The organism is Devosia rhodophyticola, assembly GCF_028816475.1.
GTDB classification, from domain to species: Bacteria; Pseudomonadota; Alphaproteobacteria; order Rhizobiales; family Devosiaceae; genus Devosia; species Devosia rhodophyticola.
Genome location: NZ_CP118247.1, coordinates 3,292,679 through 3,312,342, shown reverse-complemented (window position 1 = coordinate 3,312,342; position 19,664 = coordinate 3,292,679). Strand labels below are relative to the sequence as shown.

17 protein-coding genes are annotated in these 19,664 nt (G+C 55.6%); 7 read left to right on the top strand and 10 right to left on the bottom strand.

The window, feature by feature from the left end; all coding sequences use genetic code 11:
- The first annotated feature begins 25 nt into the window (after positions 1 to 25).
- Positions 26 to 2,374: an efflux RND transporter permease subunit gene (locus PSQ90_RS16250; RefSeq protein ID WP_282211292.1), complete on the top strand. Its 2,349-nt coding sequence runs from the start codon at positions 26 to 28 to the stop codon at positions 2,372 to 2,374.
- 121 nt (positions 2,375 to 2,495) lie between these two features.
- Positions 2,496 to 3,029: a hypothetical protein gene (locus tag PSQ90_RS16245; RefSeq protein ID WP_282211291.1), complete on the top strand. Its 534-nt coding sequence runs from the start codon at positions 2,496 to 2,498 to the stop codon at positions 3,027 to 3,029.
- A gap of 68 nt (positions 3,030 to 3,097) precedes the next feature.
- On the opposite strand, the gene ssb is transcribed toward PSQ90_RS16245, so the two are convergent.
- The gene (ssb, locus tag PSQ90_RS16240) at positions 3,098 to 3,592 is read right to left on the bottom strand and encodes a single-stranded DNA-binding protein (protein WP_282211290.1); all 495 of its coding nucleotides are present in this window, start codon (positions 3,590 to 3,592) and stop codon (positions 3,098 to 3,100) included.
- Between the two features lie 500 nt (positions 3,593 to 4,092).
- Here ssb and uvrA point away from each other — a divergent pair, with 500 nt between their 5' ends.
- The 3 genes from uvrA (at position 4,093) to PSQ90_RS16225 (ending at position 7,616) form a co-directional block, all read left to right on the top strand.
- A complete protein-coding gene (uvrA, locus tag PSQ90_RS16235; protein WP_282211289.1) occupies positions 4,093 to 6,987 on the top strand; it encodes an excinuclease ABC subunit UvrA in 2,895 nt (964 codons plus the stop codon).
- A gap of 134 nt (positions 6,988 to 7,121) precedes the next feature.
- Positions 7,122 to 7,274, top strand: a complete 153-nt coding sequence (locus PSQ90_RS16230; protein WP_282211288.1) for a hypothetical protein — start codon at positions 7,122 to 7,124, stop codon at positions 7,272 to 7,274.
- Between the two features lie 192 nt (positions 7,275 to 7,466).
- Positions 7,467 to 7,616: a DUF1127 domain-containing protein gene (locus PSQ90_RS16225; RefSeq protein WP_282211287.1), complete on the top strand. Its 150-nt coding sequence runs from the start codon at positions 7,467 to 7,469 to the stop codon at positions 7,614 to 7,616.
- Positions 7,617 to 7,706: 90 nt separating this feature from the next.
- Here the strand turns inward: PSQ90_RS16225 and PSQ90_RS16220 are convergent, their stop codons facing one another.
- On the bottom strand, positions 7,707 to 8,348 hold the full coding sequence (locus PSQ90_RS16220; RefSeq protein ID WP_282211286.1) for a glutathione S-transferase family protein: 642 nt from the start codon (positions 8,346 to 8,348) through the stop codon (positions 7,707 to 7,709).
- Between the two features lie 105 nt (positions 8,349 to 8,453).
- Between PSQ90_RS16220 and trmFO the strand changes: the two genes are divergently transcribed.
- Positions 8,454 to 9,839 (top strand): methylenetetrahydrofolate--tRNA-(uracil(54)-C(5))-methyltransferase (FADH(2)-oxidizing) TrmFO, encoded by a 1,386-nt coding sequence (gene trmFO, locus PSQ90_RS16215; RefSeq protein ID WP_282211285.1) that lies wholly within the window; start codon positions 8,454 to 8,456, stop codon positions 9,837 to 9,839.
- On the opposite strand, the gene PSQ90_RS16210 is transcribed toward trmFO, so the two are convergent.
- The 4 genes from PSQ90_RS16210 to yajC all read right to left on the bottom strand — a co-directional run bounded on the left by PSQ90_RS16210 (position 9,840) and on the right by yajC (position 14,115).
- Positions 9,840 to 10,682, bottom strand: coding sequence for a phytoene/squalene synthase family protein (locus PSQ90_RS16210; RefSeq protein WP_282211284.1), 843 nt, complete (start codon positions 10,680 to 10,682; stop codon positions 9,840 to 9,842). It abuts the gene before it with no gap.
- On the bottom strand, positions 10,682 to 11,065 hold the full coding sequence (locus tag PSQ90_RS16205) for an Mth938-like domain-containing protein (RefSeq protein ID WP_282211283.1): 384 nt from the start codon (positions 11,063 to 11,065) through the stop codon (positions 10,682 to 10,684). Before PSQ90_RS16205 ends, PSQ90_RS16210 begins: the two co-directional genes overlap by 1 nt.
- Positions 11,066 to 11,151: 86 nt before the next feature.
- Complete coding sequence (gene secD, locus PSQ90_RS16200; RefSeq protein WP_282211282.1) at positions 11,152 to 13,704, bottom strand: protein translocase subunit SecD; 2,553 nt, start codon at positions 13,702 to 13,704, stop codon at positions 11,152 to 11,154.
- A 60-nt stretch (positions 13,705 to 13,764) separates the two neighbouring features.
- Positions 13,765 to 14,115: a preprotein translocase subunit YajC gene (gene yajC / locus PSQ90_RS16195; RefSeq protein ID WP_282211281.1), complete on the bottom strand. Its 351-nt coding sequence runs from the start codon at positions 14,113 to 14,115 to the stop codon at positions 13,765 to 13,767.
- A 198-nt stretch (positions 14,116 to 14,313) separates the two neighbouring features.
- Between yajC and PSQ90_RS16190 the strand changes: the two genes are divergently transcribed.
- Positions 14,314 to 15,186, top strand: a complete 873-nt coding sequence (locus PSQ90_RS16190) for an ATP-binding protein (RefSeq protein WP_282211280.1) — start codon at positions 14,314 to 14,316, stop codon at positions 15,184 to 15,186.
- 55 nt (positions 15,187 to 15,241) lie between these two features.
- Here the strand turns inward: PSQ90_RS16190 and PSQ90_RS16185 are convergent, their stop codons facing one another.
- The 4 genes from PSQ90_RS16185 to tatC all read right to left on the bottom strand — a co-directional run bounded on the left by PSQ90_RS16185 (position 15,242) and on the right by tatC (position 19,664).
- Entirely contained in the window at positions 15,242 to 16,519 is a 1,278-nt protein-coding gene (locus PSQ90_RS16185) for a M23 family metallopeptidase (RefSeq protein ID WP_282211279.1), read from the bottom strand.
- A 170-nt stretch (positions 16,520 to 16,689) separates the two neighbouring features.
- Complete coding sequence (gene surE / locus PSQ90_RS16180) at positions 16,690 to 17,451, bottom strand: 5'/3'-nucleotidase SurE (protein ID WP_282211278.1); 762 nt, start codon at positions 17,449 to 17,451, stop codon at positions 16,690 to 16,692.
- A gap of 8 nt (positions 17,452 to 17,459) precedes the next feature.
- Entirely contained in the window at positions 17,460 to 18,800 is a 1,341-nt protein-coding gene (gene serS, locus PSQ90_RS16175; protein WP_282211277.1) for a serine--tRNA ligase, read from the bottom strand.
- A gap of 57 nt (positions 18,801 to 18,857) precedes the next feature.
- A complete protein-coding gene (gene tatC, locus PSQ90_RS16170) occupies positions 18,858 to 19,664 on the bottom strand; it encodes a twin-arginine translocase subunit TatC (protein WP_282211276.1) in 807 nt (268 codons plus the stop codon).

Here is a 19,664-nt window from a genome sequence, read left to right as displayed (position 1 = left end):
GGGCCACAAAAGGAGATTCGAGCCGTTGCGCCAAAAATCCTTGATCGCGCGCCTGCAGCGCATTTTGACGCTTGAACGCTCGATTGGATTTGGCCTTGAGTATCTCGGTCTCGCCACTTTGCGTTTTCCGCGCATCATGGCGCTTTGCGTACTCGCATTTACCCTCCTCTGCGCTTTCCAGCTCCCAAAAGCCAATGTTGATGGCAACCTTCTGCGCGTCTATGCCAATTCGGGTCACTATTTCGATGCGTATCAACGACTGGCCGATACGTTTGGCACCTTTGAAAACGACATCTACGTTCTGGTCCATTCCGACCAACTGACGGACCCCACGGTTTTGGAGCAGGTGCGCAACCTGGCCTTCGATCTCGAACTGAACGATTTCGCTGACGGCACCATGTCGCCATTCACGCTGCGCAAACCCGACGGCACTGGCGGGTCAATGCCCGCGGTGCCCGAAGGAATGACTGACAAAGCCCATGTGGCAAACGCTCTTGCCGATCTGCAGCAGAACGATCCAATGATGCGCAATCTGATCACGCCGGACCTGACTGGCGTTGTGCTCATCATGTTTCCCAATTCCGAACTGAGCAAGGATGGTGGCACAAAAGAGATGTTGGCCAGCCTGCGTGCGTTGGCGGCGCAATATCAGAGCGCGAACCTGCAGATAGAGTTGACCGGTCCGCCAATCTGGACTTCAGAAATGCTCGACGCCGCCGTCAACGATCAAATCAAGTTCACTATCTACGGGTTCACCATCGGTTCGCTCATTGCGTTTTTCGCCCTCCGGTCCTTCTTTGGCGCAATTCTGGTCGCTACAACCCCGTTGATTGCCGTCATCTGGTCCATTGGCTCCGTGATCATGATGTTTGGTTCGTTTTCATTCCTGACCATCATCGTCACGACACTGGTGGTTGTGATGGCTTTCGCTGAGAGCATGTTCTTTATCTTCAATTGGCTGGCCAATTGGCGTGATGGCATGGATCCCTACGACGCCGTTGATGCCACCCTCAGGTTGGTTGGGCCAGCCACGGCGCTCACCACTCTAACGACGCTTGTGGCCTTTACCTCGCTGTATTTTTCGCCCGGTCGCGGCGTCGAGGAATTTTCGATTGCCGGCGCCGTTGGCAGCGCAATCATGTTTATCTGCATGATGACGGTGCTGCCGGTTTTGCTTAGAACCGCGTTGAGGCTTGGTTTCAAATTGCCAAGATCGCCCAATTTCGCACTGAATGCGCCGATCCCGGTCGCCTGGAAGCTGGCCAGGAAATACGGCCGCCCACTGACAGTGCTGTCGGCAATAACTGTAATTCTGCTGTTTATTCCCTTCTTTCTGATCGAGCCCAGGTTCGCCCTTGAAGATTTCATGGCCAAGAACTCCACGGCCATGCAAACCGCCGAAGAAATAGACACCGGCGTTGGTGGCGTTGCCCCGATCTATGTGCGCGTACCGCTGCAGGAAAACGACCCCGATATCGGTCCCGGTGATTTTGAGATGATCCGAACCGTGCATCAAATTCTTGAGCATGAGTTGGGGGTGAACAAAGTCATCTCCGCCGCCAGCATGAGCAACTACACACAAAGCGGATTTAGCCGGGCACAGGTTCTTGATGCTGTGGGCCCTTTCATGCGTCGGCGCTTCGTTACCGACGACGGCTCACAGGCGCTGGTTACCGGCTTCATGCCGACAATTCTCAAAAGTGGAAAGCTTGCCGATCTGGTAGATCGGCTCGAAACAAAAATCCGCGCTGCAGGGATCCCCAATGCCGAGGTGGGTGGTTTCCGCGTCATGACCACCTTTGCGACGGACGATATCGTGCGATCTCTACAGATTTCGCTGGCCATAAGCGTGCTGATCAACATTCTTCTGATCGGCTTGGCTTTTCAGTCGCTCCGCATTGCTCTGGTTTCCATCCTGCCCAATCTCTTTCCCATCCTCGGAACCGAGGCCTATTTGTGGTTCAGCGGGTCCGGGTTGCAACTAACCACAGTGATCGCCCTGACAATCGCTTTCGGAATCGCCGTCAACGACACCATCCATTTCCTCGCCCATTACGTGCATAGTCGTCGCGATCATCAACACAATCACGAAGAAGCGGTCAAAAACACATTGTTCCGAATTGGCGGTGCCATCGTGGCGACTACCGTTATCCTGTGCACAGGAACCGTCATTGTTGCCTTCTCGGAACTGCCCCAAGTGGCGCTGTTCGGTACATTGTTTGTGCTGTCGCTGGCACTCGCCCTGATTGGTGATTTGTTCATGCTCCCGGCAATTTTGATGTCGGGTAGAAAATTTTTTAATCCATTGGGGCGACTTCGCGTTCGATTGGGTGATCGGGCTCACAGGCAAGCCATACCATCCGAAAAAACATGATCATCGAGAATAAGTTGCGGCGTTCAATTTGGCCGGATCCACTGGGCAAGAGATTCAAAAATTTGCTAGAACGGCCAACGAAACTGCCATGCGGGATATTGACCCAGGGAGAATGGTCGACATGAAATTTCTTGGTGCCTTGGCACGATCAATCGCCATGGTGGGAATGTTGGTCGCTGGCGCTGCCTACGCAACACCGGTGACTGCAGCGCCGGGCGATGTTGCCCTGCTCAAATCATACATTGGTGACTGGCGTGGGCGCGGCACATTGACAGGGAAAAACACCGAACTGGTCGTTTGCCGCCTTTCACTGACGCAAGGAAATGGCGACAAGGTCAATTATTCGGGACGCTGCGTCGTCGCCGGTAACAACCTGGCCCTGAAAGGCACCCTCGCCTATATCGCCGACAAGAGCCGTTTCGAGGCAGCCATGACGTCCAACGCGCGTTTTAGTGGCATTGCCGTCGGCCAGGAGCGCAATGGCAGCATCGTATTCGACCTGCACGAGCGGGACCGCGAAGACGGCCCCAATGGCAAAGATGTGACTGTCACTGCACAAATCGCGCTCGATAGCGGCAAGATCAACGTCCGGTTTCAGGTTGAGTATGTGGAAAGCGGCGAAAAAATCCGCGCCAACATTCCGTTCACACAGTGATCGGTCCAACCGACAAATGAAAAGAGCGGCCGTTTGGCCGCCCATATAATTGGGCTGACGCCGCTGTACTAGAACGGAATATCGTCGTCCATACCGCCAGACTCGAATGCTGGCGCATTTGCAGCTGGTCGGCGTCCCCCGCCCCCAGCATTCTCGGTCGGACGAGCACCGCGGAATCCGCCATCGCCCCCACCAGCGCTGTCCCCATCGCCGCGACTGTCAAGCAGCGTAAGGTTAGAATTGAAGCCCTGCAGGACAACTTCAGTGGAATATTTGTCCTGTCCGCTCTGATCCTGCCACTTGCGCGTCTGCAATTGGCCTTCGATGTATACCTTGGACCCCTTCTTCAAATAGCTTTCCGCTACCCGGGCCAGCCCTTCCGAAAAAATTACAACGCGATGCCATTCGGTCCGTTCACGCTGTTCTCCTGAATTGCGATCTTTCCAACGTTCCGATGTGGCAATCGACAGATTTACCACCTTGCCGCCGTTCGTCATGCTGCGCACATCGGGATCTGCGCCGAGATTGCCGACCAGAATGACTTTATTGACGCTTCCCGCCATGGTGATGTCCTTTCGCGATAACCCCGTGTCCCTTGGCCGGGGGTCTGAATTTTGCTTTCGCCCCGACTGAATCGCGTCTCGAACACGCGCCGCGGTAGCTTTGAGCCTTGTCCCCACCTTACCTTGGCTCTGCCCCAAAAGTGCCAGAAAATGCAGGTTGTGAACAAGCCATTCACGGCGTCGGCTTCAGACAGAACCGAATTTTGTTCATTTTATGTTCCATTGCGCGTGCGAGTCAATGTACATTTGAATCTAGGCTACAGATATCAGCACTTGACCGACTCCTAATTGTTCTGCTTATGTTCCATGAATGCAGCGACGCCGTCTGGCCAATTTTGACGGACACTATATGGTGAGAGTGATCTGAACATTGTTCGGCACACTACGCTTGTCTGTGCTGTATGCCGCGCCTATTTGAACGATTGCCTTGCAGCGAAGCTGGCTGGGTACCGCCGCGCCGGTGCGGCCCGCACCCCAAAAATCTAAGCCACGGAAAAAAGATGACCACAAAGCCCAGCCAAAATCGTGAACTCATCATTCGCGGCGCGCGTGAGCACAATCTCAAGGGCATCGACGTCAAGCTGCCCCGCGATAGCCTGATCGTCATGACTGGCCTGTCCGGGTCGGGAAAGTCTTCCCTGGCATTTGATACCATCTATGCCGAAGGCCAGCGGCGCTATGTGGAGAGCCTTTCTGCCTACGCGCGTCAATTCCTTGAAATGATGCAAAAGCCAGATGTCGAGCATATCGAGGGGCTGTCCCCGGCCATTTCAATTGAGCAAAAAACCACCTCGCGCAATCCCCGCTCGACGGTAGGCACCGTTACCGAGATTTATGACTATCTGCGCCTGCTTTTTGCCCGCGTCGGCGTGCCCTATTCTCCCGCCACAGGCTTGCCCATTGAAAGCCAGACCGTGTCGCAAATGGTCGACAAGGTACTGGAGCTTCCCGGGGGTACCCGCATCTATCTGCTTGCCCCAATGATCCGCGGCCGAAAGGGCGAGTATAAAAAAGAACTTGCCGACCTGATGCGTAAAGGCTTTCAACGCGTCAAGATCGATGGCCAGTTCCACGAAATCGAGGATGCTCCACATCTCGACAAGAAGATAAAGCATGATGTTGAGGTGGTCGTTGACCGTCTTGTTGTTTCCGAGGATATCGGTGGGCGGCTGGCCGAAAGTTTTGAAACAGCACTAAAGCTTGCCGATGGCATTGCGCTGATCGAATTTGCCGACGAAACCGAGGCCGACGGTACCGCCAGACAGATCACCCTCTCGGAAAAATTTGCCTGCCCTGTTTCCGGCTTTACCATTACGGAAATCGAACCGCGCCTGTTTTCGTTCAACAACCCGTTCGGCGCCTGTCCCGTATGTGACGGTCTGGGGACTGAGAAGAAAATCGACCGCGACATGATCGTGCCCGACAACACGCTGTCGCTGCGCGATGGGGCGATTTTGCCCTGGTCCAAGACATCTGCTCCTTATTATCAGCAGACGCTGCAAGCAGTGACCCGACATTTCGGCGCATCGACAGGGACCGCCTGGAACGAGCTCGACGCAGACGTTCAGGAAGCAGTACTTTACGGTACCGGCAAGACGCCGATTAATTTTGTCTATGACGATGGCTTGCGCCAGTACAAGACAACCAAGCCCTTTGAAGGCGTTATTGGCAACCTTGAGCGGCGCTACAAGGAAACCGAAAGCGCAGGCATGCGCGAAGAAATCGAAAAATACATGTCTTCGGCCCCCTGCGTTGCCTGCGATGGTTACCGGCTCAAGCCCGAGGCGCAGGCCGTCAAGATCGATGGTCTGCATATTGGTCAGGTTACTGAAAAGTCCATTCGCAAGAGCGCGGAGTGGTTCGACACACTGCTGGCCAAACTGACGCCAACTCAGGCAACCATTGGGGAACGCATCCTCAAGGAAATTCGTGAACGCCTCAATTTTCTCAACGACGTCGGACTGGACTACCTCACCCTGGCGCGAAATTCTGGTTCATTGTCGGGCGGCGAAAGTCAGCGCATCCGTTTGGCCAGCCAGATTGGTTCCGGCCTTACCGGCGTGCTTTACGTGCTGGACGAGCCCTCAATCGGCCTGCATCAACGCGACAATGCCCAATTGCTGGTTACGCTGCGGCGCCTGCGCGACATCGGTAACACAGTGATCGTGGTCGAGCACGACGAAGACGCTATTTTGACCGCAGATTACGTTCTGGACATTGGTCCCGGCGCTGGCGTGCATGGCGGCCATATCGTTGCTGAGGGCTCTCCCGAAGATATCATCAACCATCCAGACAGTATTACCGGCAAGTATTTATCGGGTCGCATGGGCATCCCCATGCCCGCCGTACGCCGGGAACCATCGCCATCGCGAAAATTGAGCCTTAAAGGTGCGACGGGCAACAATCTCAAGAACGTTTCCGTGGATGTGCCGTTGGGAATGTTCGTCGCTATCACCGGCGTTTCAGGCGGCGGCAAATCGACCTTGATGATCGACACTATGTATCAGACGATTGCACGACGGTTAAACGGCGCCCGCGTTATTCCCGCGCCACACGATAGCCTGACCGGCTTGGAATTTCTGGATAAGGTCATCGACATTGACCAGTCGCCGATCGGCCGCACCCCGCGCTCCAACCCCGCGACCTACACCGGCGCCTTCACGCCGCTCCGCGAATGGTTCGCTGGCCTGCCGGAATCGAAAACCCGCGGCTACGGTCCCGGACGGTTCTCCTTCAATGTGAAGGGCGGGCGCTGCGCCAAATGCGAAGGCGATGGCGTGCTCAAGATTGAAATGCACTTCTTGCCAGACGTTTATGTCACCTGCGATGTCTGTAAGGGCAAACGCTATAATCGCGAAACGCTGGAGGTTCAGTTCAAGGGCAAGTCCATCTCCGACATTTTGGACATGACCATTGACGAAGGCGCCGAATTTTTCGCCGCCGTGCCCTCTATTCGCGATAAATTCGCGACGCTCCAGCGTGTGGGTTTGGGCTACGTCAAGGTCGGCCAGCCTGCAACAACCCTATCTGGTGGTGAGGCGCAGCGCGTCAAACTCAGCAAGGAACTGAGCAAACGCGCCACGGGACGAACTCTCTATATGCTGGACGAGCCCACCACGGGCCTGCACTTTCACGACGTGGCCAAACTCTTGGATGTTCTTCATGAGCTGGTGGCGGGCGGCAATACCGTCATCGTCATCGAGCACAATCTTGAAGTCATCAAGACGGCAGACTGGGTAATTGATCTGGGGCCGGAAGGCGGCGACGGTGGTGGCGAAATTGTGGGCGTTGGCACGCCCGAAGACATCGCCGCAAATCCGCGTTCCCATACCGGCCGCTTCCTCAAGGAGGTGATAGGTCGTCGGCACCAGTTTGAGCGCGACGCGGCCGAATAGATCGGCTGCCAGGATCATCGTCGCGATGACGAATTGGGCATGCATACGCAACATGGCTCACTTGCCTGCTTGGGTATGGTGATCCTGAACAAATCACCCAACTATGGGGTGTTGAAATTTTCGAGGATTTTCCAATGTTTGTCCGTGCTGTCTGGCGCGTCAAGCGCCTAGTCGACATCAAGCAAACGCTGCGGGAAATGGACGTACCATCCACACGTGATGCCGACCTTTTGGGACTTTCGGGTCCAGATTTCTCAAAAATGGCACGCGGTCTGTTCGACCGCTGACCTTTGCCACCAATTGCAAATTGGGCCGCTGGATCAAGTCCGGCGGCCTTGCATTTGGGACATTGTTAACGCGGAATGAACGGCATTGGTTAAAGGCTTGCAGGCCGCGCATGGCTCTATTGAACAATATACCCCTGCTCAAATCGGGTGCGCACCACTAGATATAGTCTTGTAACCAAAGGAGACTATCAAATGAACATCCGTAAGACTTTCCGCAAGTGGGCCGCTTATCAGCAGACCGTTCGTGAACTGACTGCACTCGACAACCGTCAGCTCAATGATCTGGGCATTTCACGCACTGACATCAGCCGCGTTGCTCGTGATCATGCCGGCAGCATCTAAGCCCGCAAAGAATACCCAAAACGCTCAAAAAGCTCGAACGCCCGCCTTCCAAAAGAAAGCGGGCGTTTTCGTGTCTGGAATTTACCCGCTCTAGCGGACGTAAAGATCGTCGTAGGAGACCATGATCGACGATTTGAATGTGGGTCTGGACTGCAACCGATCATACCAAGCATCAACATTTGGCAGTATCGGGCGATTAAATTCCATTGTGTACCAGCGATATAACGCCACGCCGATGGCAATATCAGCATAGCTGAAATCTCCCGCGACAAACTCCCGCCCCGCCAGTTGTGCATCCAGCAATGCCATCGCATCGTTCGACTTCTTCACTACTGCCGCAATGGCGTCTGGATTTTGCTTGCTCTTCGGCGTGCGAACCACATTGATGAAAATTCCCAGCCAGGCAGGCTGAAATGTTATCGCTCCCCAATCGGCCCATTGATCCACAATAGCGCGCTCCCGCGGCGTCGCCCGCCAAAGTTTCTCCGCGCCATATTCAGCAGCGATATAGCGCAAGATCGCCTGACTTTCCCAAACGATCAGATCCCCATCCTGAAGCGTCGGAACCAGCCCATTGGGATTGAGCGCCCTGTATTCGGGTGTGTCCAGTCCTTTGAAGGCACCGCCCACGGCAATGTGTTCATATTCTTTCCCAACTTCGGCGAGCGCCCAGACTGCCTTTTGGACGTTGGCAGAATTTTTGCGGCCCCAAAGTGTCAAATCGGTTGTCATTTTCTTCTCCTTTGACCACACGGTTTACCGAGTTTTATCTACAGGTCAATCGCCGTACAACGATGGAGATTGCTTTGCGCCAAGCCGCTTGCTATGGCCCCTCGCATGGCAAATTCAGAACCAATTCACATCATCGGCGGCGGCCTTGCTGGCTCGGAAGCTGCATGGCAGGCCGCCCAATCCGGCGCAAACGTGATCATCCACGAAATGCGCCCACAGCGTATGACTGACGCCCATTTGACCGAAGGGTTGGCCGAACTCGTCTGCTCCAACAGCTTCCGGTCCGACGACCATGAGCACAATGCGGTGGGCCTGCTTCACGAAGAAATGCGCCGCTGCAACTCGCTGATCATGGCAGCCGCTGACAAGAATGCTTTGCCCGCAGGTGGTGCCCTGGCTGTGGATCGCGACGGTTTTTCCGCTGCGGTAACCCAAGCCATTGAACAGCATCCCAATATCGAAGTTGAGCGCAGCGAAGTTGCGGGACTACCGCCCGCAGAGTGGTCAAATGTGGTTATCGCTACGGGCCCCCTCACCTCCCCAGCGTTGGCAGAGGGAATCTCCACGCTGACGGGCGAAGATTCGTTGGCATTCTTTGATGCCATCGCACCCATCGTCCATGAAGAGAGCATTGACCGATCAGTCGTCTGGGCCCAATCGCGCTACGATAAGGTTGGACCAACTGGAAACGGCGCAGATTATCTCAACTGCCCGATGAATGAGGACGAGTACAATAATTTCGTCGATGCACTTCTTGGCGCCGAACTACATCAATTCAAGGATTGGGAAAAGGTCCCCTACTTCGATGGATGCCTGCCGATCGAGGTAATGGCCGAGCGCGGTCGACAAACTTTGCGCTTTGGTCCAATGAAACCCGTTGGCCTGACCAATCCACGCGACCCACTCGTCAAGTCTTACGCGATTGTGCAGTTACGACAGGACAATGCGCTTGGAACGCTGTGGAACATGGTCGGTTTCCAGACCAAAATGCGCTACGGCATACAAGCCGAGATATTTCGCATGATACCGGGTCTGGAAAATGCCCAGTTTGCAAGACTGGGCGGGCTGCACCGCAACACTTTCCTCAATTCCCCCAAAGTGCTTGGCCGCAACTTGAGGCTCAAGGCCGATCCGCGTATCAGATTTGCAGGCCAGGTGACAGGCGTAGAAGGATATGTCGAAAGTGCCGCAATCGGCCTGATGGCCGGTCGAATGGCGGCAGGTGATTTCCACGGTAAACCGCTCGACGCTCCTGGCCCGACAACGGCAATGGGTGCTCTGATCAACCATATCACGGGTGGGCATATCGAAGCTGAAGGCTATAGCGGCGCACGAAGCTTTCAGCCGATGAATGTCAATTTCGGCCTGTTTCCGGCCGTTACCATCACCAAGCCTGAAGGCGTAACCCGCTGGAAAAGCGTCGAAAGAACCAAAGCCAAGCGCAAGGCAATCACGTCCCGCGCGCTAACGGACATCATGGAATGGGCTTAATTAACGGCTGCGCCAAGTCCAGATAGTCATCGCCAAAATCTTGCGCCAGTCAGCCATATCGACTGGCGCAGCATACGGCTCCAGCATTTGATCCAATTGCCGATGCTGCGCGCGCAACATCGCGATGGCTGCAAAGGCTGGACGAAGTTGCTTTGGCAACTGCGCAATGGCTGCCGACGCCTTGTCGAGATGGGACGCGGCCAACTCTGTAATCTGGCCGAGTGACTCAACGACGCCGTCGCTGGTGGTTCCCGAAAACATCTCTGCTTCCTTTACGCCATTGGCAGCAAAAATCGACCACGGCAAAAATATGCGACCCACCGAGGCATTCAAACCGAATGCTCGGAGGTGACCAATCATGGCGTGGGCAACGCCAAGATGACCCGCCGCATCGCCGGCCTCCACCACATTTCCCTGATTCAAGATCATCGCACTGATCTGGTAAAGACTGGAAGCGGTCTCTCCTGCGTAACCCTCAAAGCTTTCCAGATCGGGCATCGGGTCATCGTAAAGATCAAACCGCCGCGCGCCCAGCAACCGCTGCAACGTGCCAACGGGTATCGAAAATTCATCGAGGGTGGCGAGAAGGCAGTCCGCAACAGGATTGCTATGCACCGCACCATGCCCGCTCCCAGCCAGGGCGTCGTTCCACCACTGCAACCGGATTTCACCGGGCGCAGGTTCGGAAACGCGAGAACGAATTGCCGCAACATCTGCGTTGAATGCCAGCAGAGCCGTTACCGCATCACGTGCGTTTCCACTCAACACCAATGACGACAGATATCTATCCCGATCATGCTCGCGCAAAAATTCTACGGTCAGTTTGCGGTTGGTCTCACGCATCAACGAACCGTATCGACCGCAATCAGCGCTGCCGCAACCGCCCGCTTTTCGCCAAGCAGAATATTATAGGTGCGCACGGCGCCGCCGGTCGCCACTGCTTCAACAATGATTTTCTTATCCCGCAAAGCGGCACGAATATCAGGCCCCAGGGCGGTTATGTCGCCGCCAAGCCCGATGAGCAACACATCCACCTGCTCGGACAATGCCAGTACCGGATCGAGCGACGATAGGGACAGTTGAGCCGTATTCTCGACAGGCCACTCGTGCATACCGGTCGGTAGACAAAGCAATGATCCCCGATGCGACATGTCCGCAAACCGGAAGCCACCCTTCCCGTAGGCATCTATGCCAACCTGATAGGGGTAATGTCCGATATCGTTCATCTACCCCTCCAGCTGGGACAACGCGAAAGCGGTTTGGCGGAGAATTGCTCCGTCAAACCGTAAATTTGTTGGTATTGGGCAGTCGATCAGACCGACGCGCCATCCGCACGCTTGTCCTCGACCTTAACCTCAGGCTGATCCGCGCGGGTGGTGATACCCAGATAGATCAGGATTGGCGCAGCGATGAAAATCGACGAATAGGTTCCGACAAACACGCCCCAGGCCATGGAAATGGTGAAGCTTCGAATGACTTCGCCGCCGAAAACCACAAGTGCCATCAAGGCAATGAATGTCGTTGTCGCCGTCAGGATCGTGCGAGGCAAGGTTGAATTGATCGCAATATCGATGATTTCTGCGAGATCGATCTTTTTGTATTTCGTTCGGTACTCGCGAATACGGTCGTAAATCACCACCGTGTCGTTGAGCGAATAACCCAAAATCGTCAGGATCGCCGCAATACTGGACGAATTGAATTCCAATCCGGAAAACGCGAACAGGCCAATGGTCAGGACGACATCGTGCCCCGTAGCGATAATGGCACCAACCGCAAATTGCCACTCGAACCTGAACCACAGATAGATCAGCACCCCGAACATGGCGACCGCCAAACCAATTGCGCCCGATATCGCCAGTTCGCTGGAAACAGTCGGCCCGACCGTTTCCGTACCGCGCAAGGAGTATCCCTTTTCAACAACGGTGGACTCGATCCGCTTGACCGCTTCCTGTTGAGCCGAGTTGTCGCCGTCCTGCGTTTGAACGCGTACCAGCAAACGGTCTTCCTCGCCAAAACCCTGAACCTGAACGTCACCCAGATTGAGTTGCGACAGCGCCTCGCGGATCACGCCCGGATCGGCAGGCCCCTCGTTCGACTGAATCTCGATTGACGAGCCACCCCGGAAGTCAATACCAAGGTTGAGGCCATGATAGCCGAACCAACCTAGCGACAGAATCGATGTGACGATCGAAAAGGCGATCGCATACCTGCGGATTGCCATGAACGGAATCTTGGTGCCATCCGGAATCAGGCGAACAAACTGAATTGTCAACGTCTTGGGACGGCGCCAATTGTACCAGCGTCCAACGATGAACAGGGTGACCATATAGGCCGTGAACAAGGTCGTAACGATACCGAGCGCCAGCGTGACAGCAAAGCCCTGAACCGGACCGGAGCCCAGATAGAACAGCACAACCGCTGCGATAAGAGTTGTAATGTTCGCATCCAAAATCGTGCCCATGGCGCGCTGAAAGCCGGATTCAATCGCCGAAATCTTGCTGCGGCCCGCCGCCAGTTCTTCACGTATTCGTTCGTAGATCAGCACGTTGGCGTCAACGGCCATACCGATGGTCAGAACAATACCGGCAATGCCCGGCAGCGTCAGCGTTGCCCCAAGCATCGAAAGCGCGCCAAGGATCAGCCCGACGTTCACGATAACGGCAAGATCGGCAAATACGCCGAACAGCCCATAAGCAATCACCATGAAGGTGACGACGGCAATTGCCCCGATAATGCCGGCCAGAACACCTGCGCGGATCGAATCCGCACCCAGTCCTGCGCTAACCGTGCGCTCTTCCACAATGTCCAGCGATGCAGGCAACGCGCCCGCGCGCAGTAGAACCGCCAGATCGTTGGCGCTTGCCGTTGTGAAATTACCGCTAATCTGGCCCGTGCCACCGGTGATTGCCTGCTGGATGACCGGCGCCGTGATAACCTGATTATCCAAAACAATGGCAAACCGCTTGCCGACGTTGGCAGAGGTAATTTCACCAAAGGCTATGGCACCGCGCGTGTCGAAACGGAAACTGACAACCGGAATACCACGCTGGGAATCAAAGCTGGGCTGCGCGTCGACCAAAGATTCGCCACCAAGTGCGACGTCTTCATAAACCAGTTCCTTGCCACCGTCATTGCTATCAAGGATCTCGGCTCCGCTAGGAACGCCCTGTGTCTCGGCCTGCGCCGCAGTCATTCCGGGATAGACCATGTGGAAAGTCAGCCGCGCCGTACGCGAGATAATGTCCTTGAGTCGTACGGAATCACCAAATCCTGGCACCTGAACCAGGACCCGGTTGGTGCCCTGACGCTGGATAAGCGGTTCTGTTGTACCCAATTCGTCGATACGCTTGCGGATAACCTCAATCGACTGCGCCACCAGCGACGACATCCGCTCAGAAATACCAGCTTCCGTAAGCGAAATAGTCAGCTTGCCGTCCGACGTTTCGCCAAACGCAAGCTCGTCCACACCTGAAGAAGCGAACAGCGAATTTGAAATCGTGTTTTGCAGGCCCTCGATGGCCGTTTTCGCCGTATCTTTCTGGGTCGGATCGGTCAACTCGATGTCGAGTGAATTGGTCGCCGCATCGGTTGTGATGATATTGCCGATACCATTATCGTTCGCCAGAATCGAGCGCGCGTCGCGCCGCAAATCACCCAAACGCTCGGTAACAATGCTATCCCGGTTAACTTCCAGCAGCAGGTGCGAACCGCCCTGCAGGTCCAATCCGAGGACAATAGTCTGTTGCGGTAGCCAGCTTGGCCACGCATCAAGTACGGCCTTGGGCAAAAAGCTGGGTACGGCAAAAAGCACCCCGAGAAGGGTAACGAGCACGATAATGGCTGTGCGGATCGGCGAGAATTTCATCGATATGTCCTGGGGCAAAAACAGACCGGAGCCCAATCGGGCTCCGGCATTCACGTCAGATCAGGCTGGCTTGTTGTCGTTGACCGGTTCCGCCTTGGAGCGGACATCGGCGATCATGGACCGAACCAGTTTGACCTTCACGCCTTGGGCGATTTCCACTTCCAGGTCTTCCCCATCCACGGCCTTGGTCACCTTGCCGACGATACCGCCGGTTGAAACCACCGTATCACCGCGACGCACAGCGCCGAGCATTGCCTGCTGTGCTTTCACCCGCTTCTGCTGTGGCCGGAAGATCAGGAACCAAAAAATGACGACCAGCAGCAGGATGGGCACCAACTGTACAAGAATATCGGTGAAGCCACCGGAGGCGGGAGCACCTGCCGCTTGCGCAAACGCTGGAGTTACAAACATATGTCGAGTTCCTTACGGGTTCTTTTTCTTGAGAGAAGTCGCGGCTCGGTTTGAGCCAACAAACGTCGACTGGACGTTTTTGGAGCTATCTGCACTTGCGCCCCGGACAAAATCGCGCGGACTATACATTCGCGCACCTTCCATTGCAAAGGCATTCAATACGCCGCAAATTGACGCGGCTTCGACAAGGACTTGCAGGTGAAAACCAAAGACTATCTCGACCAGATCGCATCATCGCTGAGCACGATTGCGACATCCCTGAAATCACTTACGTCCGGATCAGACGCTGATGCCGCAACGTTAAGCGATGCCGACGCCTACCACTGGGATGCGGCCCATTCTCGCCTGATGCCGGTCCCCAATGTCAGCCGGGTACCGTTGGCAATGCTCAAAGGCATTGATTCCGTGCAGGACATATTGCTGCGCAATACCGAGCAGTTCGCTCGCGGTCATGGCGCCAACAATGCGCTGCTGTGGGGCGCGCGCGGCATGGGCAAGAGCTCTTTGGTCAAGGCACTTCACGCCGACATTGCCAGTCGCGAGGGTTTTGCCCGCCTGATTCTGATTGAAATCGCACGCGAAGATATCGAGAGCCTGCCAGCCCTCATGCGCGCCATTGCGTCCCAATCTGCCCAGTTCATTGTCTTTTGCGATGACCTAAGTTTTGACAATGGCGAGGCGAGCTACAAATCCCTCAAAACCATTCTTGATGGTGGTTTGGAGGGGCGACCCGAAAATGTCCTGTTCTATGCAACATCGAACCGACGTCATTTGATGCCCCGCGATATGATCGAGAATGAACGCTCCACTGCCATCAATCCCGGCGAAGCGGTTGAGGAAAAAGTTTCTCTATCGGATCGATTCGGTCTGTGGCTAGGCTTCCACAATTGCGATCAGGAGACATTCTTGAGCATGGTCAGAGCCTATGCCAGCCACTATGCCCTGCCGATTGATGAGGAAATGTTGCGCGCCCGCGCCATCGAATGGGCAGCCACACGCGGCGCGCGCTCTGGTCGGGTTGCAATTCAATTGGTCCGCACTCTCGCCGGTGAACTAGGCAAGAAGCTCTGAACACAAAAAGGCCCCTGTTTTCACAGGGACCCGCACGAGTGGCCCCGTGTTCAATTTAGCCGGCCAAAAGCGGCACTGGATCAACAGGTGTCGCGCCCTTGCGCAGTTCAAAGTGCAACTGCGGCTTGCTAACTGATCCAGTCATGCCCGCTGCGCCAATGGCATCGCCGCGATTGACGACTGCACCCTTGGCAACGCTCATCGACTTGAGGTGGGCGTAAGCCGATACGTAACCGTTGGGATGGCGAATAAGAACGAGATTGCCATACCCCTCGACACCGGACCCCACATAGATGACGGTTCCGTTTTCGGCGGACTTCACCGACGCGCCTTCTGGCACTTCGATATTGATGCCCGTAGCTTTGGAGGCGGCAAAGTCCGTAATAACGCGACCGCTGACAGGCCAACGGAACTTGTCCGAACCCGACATTTGGGGCTCACGAGGCGCAATTGATGCCTGCTGCACCGGTGCAGCCTGAGGCGCGGCAACTGGCGCGGTGACCACCGGCTGCGCGGCGGCAGGTTTAGGGGCAAGAACGGCACTTTGCGCCAGACTTGGGCGCTGACCTGCCGGTGTCGGAGCAATGAGGTGAGGCGCAGCGCTTGCGACGAGGGCCGGCGCAGGCGTTGGCGCAGGCGTTGGCGCCGCCATCTGGCTGCCAATAAGATCGGCGCGACCGGGAATAATGATTTGTTGCCCGACCACAATGCGATCCGGCGATCCGAGATTATTCGCCTGCACGATTGACTGCGTTGTCACATCGTAACGTCGGGCGATTGTATAAAGAGACTCGCCGCCCGCAATTGTATGGCGGAAGACCGCGCCACTGGCCGCAGCCGACGCGACAGGCGCCATGGTTGGGGTTGCGCTATTGATTGGTAGGCTACCCATGGCGGCGGTCGGTGGAGTGACTGCAGCGGGGGCAAAGCTTTGCTGTGCAGACATGGTTTGCTGGTTTCCCGTTGATGAGTTCAGAACTGGTAAATCGTGCGATGTCACCGTCGGCGCGCCACCCTGACTGGATGGAAATTGTGCCATGGGTGCGGCGTACCCGGCCGGCGACGGCGCTATCGCCTGGCCGCCCCCATATCCGACATTCTGCGGCGGCAAAAAGCGCGCGTCGGCAACCTGGGCAGCTGGCGCCCCCAACGATGCAGGCATGGGCTGGTTGATATTGCCGGGGGTATATTGGTTTGTCGAACCTGTGACGGTGGGGTCGCTAAAAGCGCGACCACCAATCGCCGTACACCCGGAAAGCGCAACGGCACTAGCCATAACGCCCGCAATTGCAATGGCGCTTTTATGCGCCCGAAGGGATACGCGGATACTCATCAGTTCACTCGTACGCAGGTACTCAACACAAGCCTGAATCTAGGCCGGTAAGGTAAAGACGAGTTTAAAGTCGATGCGATTTGCGCAAAGTTTAGTGATCGGGATTCTGAATTGGGTAAGGTTAAGACCAAACCGGGTGCACGCGTTGGCAAAATCGCGGCGCTGTTGCGCTAAAGCACCAGCTTTCCCTGCAGGCGACCAACGGTTCCCATATCGGTCTGCATAAGGCTAAGCGGGGTCACAGTGATGGCGCTGTCCTTGTGCAGCACCTCAAAATCATGGGTGCGCTCCAGCGGCATCGGCGTTTCAGGAATCGCGATGAAAAATTTTCCGACATTGTCGCTGGCATAATATTGGAAGGCCGAGCGCGAGAAGCGCTGGTGCGGCACGACCTCTATGCCGCTGACTTCGGTCGGCGCGCAAAGCGGGAAATTGACATTATAGTAGGTATCAAGCCCCTGGGCCTGAGCAACAATTGCCCGCACGACAGCCGCGCCATGTTGAATGGCGTTGTCCCAGACAACGTCGCTCCCCGCCTGATAGTCGACGGCTTGGCTCATCGCAATGCTCAGCGAGCCCTGCATAGTACCTTCGCGCGCGCCAGCAGCGGTGCCCGAGCAATTGATGATATCCCCCAGGTTTTGGCCCTGGTTGACCCCAGACAGCACCAAGTCAGGCGCGCGATCCTTGAGCAAATGGGTATATCCCGCGACCACACAGTCAGCCGGCGACCCGCCAACCACTGCAAACACTTGCGGCTCGCGTTGGTCGAACGAGAGTTCTCGTCCAAGCGTAAACCGATGCCCTGCTCCACTTTGATTGCCATCCGGCGCCACGATCCAGACATCGTCGGAAATCGACTGCGCAATCTTGCGCATTATGGCAATGCCGGGCGCGTCAACGCCATCATCATTGGTGATCAAAATGCGCATGGACCGGCTCAACTACGCCCACCAATGGAGGTCAGCCCACCCATATACGACTTCAGCACATCGGGGATCAAAACCGATCCGTCTTCCTGCTGATAGTTTTCCAGCACCGCAATCAGACACCGCCCAACAGCAGTTCCCGACCCGTTAAGCGTATGCACGAACGGCAGACCGCCTTTGAGTTTTTCACCGCCGCCAGGACGATATTGCGTGTTCATCCGCCGCGCCTGAAAATCGCCGCAAATTGATACGGACGAAATTTCGCGATAGGTATCCTGCCCTGGCAACCACACTTCCAGATCATAGGTGCGTTTTGCGCCAAACCCGATATCGCCGGTACACAAATCCATCACCCGATAGTGCAGCCCCAGTTTTTTCAACACTGCCTCGGCACATCCCAGCATCCGTTCATGCTCATCGAAGGACGCATTGGGCAGCGTGATCGAAACCATCTCGACTTTGTTGAACTGGTGCTGCCGCAACATTCCCCGTGTGTCGCGCCCCGCCGATCCCGCCTCTGAGCGAAAGCACGGCGTCAAAGCCGAAAACCGCAACGGCAACTCTTCCTCGGACAGAATTGATTCTCGAACCAGATTGGTCAGCGGCACTTCTGCAGTCGGGATCAGCGCCAGCCGGCCGTCTCCATGCCCTGCGAAAAACAGGTCTTCCTCAAATTTGGGCAGCTGATTGGTGCCGAACAGCGCTTCGTCCCGAACCAGCAGCGGCGGCTGAACTTCGGTATAGCCATGTTCGGTTGTGTGCAGATCCAGCATGAATTGGCCAAGAGCGCGCTCCAGTCGCGCTATCTGGCCCTTGAGCACGACAAAGCGACTGCCGGAAATTTTTGTCGCAACTTCAAAATCCATCCCGTCATTGGCCTCACCAATTTCAAAATGCTCCTTGGGCGCAAAACTAAATTCAGGCTTGGACGCACGAACGTTGGCAACCGTTTCCTCCGTACCGTTTCTGCCGAAATATTCAACATTGTCGCTTTCGTCATTGCCCTGCGGCACATCATCGAAAACCAAATTTGGCAGGACAGACAAGGCGACGTGCAGTTCCTGCTCAACCAGGCGTTCATCAGCTTCCGCTACTGGGATAATATCTTTTAGGCGGGCGACCTCAGCCATCAACTCAGAAGCCTTCGCCTCATCCTTTTGCGCCTTGGCTTGACCGATTTGCTTGGACATCGCGTTGCGCTTTTCCTGCGCATCGTTGAGCCGCACGATGATGTCACGGCGCCGATCATCGATGTTCAACAGATCCGCTGCCGTCGCAAAATCGCCCTTGCGACGCAACATAGCGGCATCAAAGGCTTCGGCGTTGTTACGAATCCACTTGATATCGAACATGTTCAGTCAGGCCCCGACGGACCTGCCTCTGAATTGCGGGTAAAATAAAAACCCTGATTACGACAGATCGGCATCCCGAGCAGCTTCAGCAGCCGCGCGTTTGCGCTCAACCCAGCGCACCGACATGATGGAAAGCTCGTAAAGCAGGTACATTGGCAGGGCAAGGCCAAGCTGAGAAATTGGGTCTGGCGGCGTGATGAACGCAGCAAACAGCAAGATACCGACCACAGCGTAACGCCGCCCCACCTTGAGTTGGGCCACGTTTACCAGATCAATCTGAGCCAGCAGCGTGAGGACGACCGGCAACTGAAAACAGACGCCAAACGCGAGGATCAGCGTCATAGCCAACCCCAGATATTCCGAAACGCTGGTCAGCATCTTGATTTCGTCAGTCTGCATGCCAGCAAAGAAATGCAATGCCATCGGCAGAACCGCAAAATAGACCATACAGACGCCCAAAAGGAAAAATATCGGCGTTGCGATCAGATACGGTAGGAAGGCCTTGCGTTCATGCTTGTATAGGCCTGGCGCCACAAACATATAAATTTGCGAAGCAAGGAACGGAAACCCCAGGAACATCGCGCCAAAGAACGCCAGATTGAGCTGGGTGAAGAAAAATTCCTGAGGGGCGGTATAAATAAGTTCCAGATCACCGGGATTGGAATAGATCGACCGGTATGGCCCCAACAAAATGTTGAATATCTGCCCGGCAAAAATAAAACAAATGATCATCAGTGCGACTAGAGCTATCGCCGAATAGATCAGCCGCTTTCGCAATTCGATCAGATGCTCGAGCAGCGGGGCTTCGCTTCCTACCAGCTCGTCGTCCGTGGATTTATTTTCAATCTGCGGCGCGTCGACCAT